Source organism: Vibrio sp. 2130-1, from assembly GCF_033339515.1.
On record NZ_JAWOUT010000456.1, the window covers coordinates 1 to 608 of the forward strand.

Below are 608 nucleotides of genomic sequence, written 5' to 3' on the forward strand. Positions count from 1 at the left end.
CAATCCGGATGCCATCATCGGCGTAATATGTTCCCAAGACACACTTAGCCAACCGCCGGTTATCCACGCCATGGTCGACAAAATTACGGCTGTGCAGCCCATCCGCCAACGACTGTAAGAGAAGGCACCCAGATGCTGCGCAGGAATAACCGAAATCAGGCTGGAAACCGCCCATAAAAAGGCAGCGCACAGAGCAAGCCATTCGTAACCCATGATTGATAGACGTCCTTGTTGAATAGGGTTGAGGGCTTTTAATATGCATGAAATGCCACGAGCAATGCCATCATTTTTTTATTTATTATTGGGAAGTTAAAGGCCTAGATAACATCAATAAAAAAGCAGCTCTGGGAACTGCTTTTTCGGGGCGGTTTACACTTTAAAGCGACTGATGTTTTCTCGCATGGTGTTCGCTGTGTTGAACATTCTGCGTGCGCCTTCACTGCTTTTCAGTGATTGCTCAGCAATGACATCTGCATCGTCTTTGATACCTTGAGTATTGCGGCTGATGTCTTCACTCACCGCTCGCTGTTCTTCTGCTGCGCTCGCAATCTGCATCGCCATATCATTAATCTCAGTGATAGAGTTGGTGATGCTGGTTAGACTGTCGT

2 pseudogenes are annotated in these 608 nt (G+C 47.2%); both read right to left on the reverse strand.

The features are described from left to right. A pseudogene (locus R7Q09_RS26810) lies at window positions 1-213 on the reverse strand (EamA family transporter); the annotation flags it as partial. Between the two features lie 156 nt (window positions 214-369). Beyond that, window positions 370-608, reverse strand: a pseudogene (locus tag R7Q09_RS26815) (methyl-accepting chemotaxis protein); the annotation flags it as partial.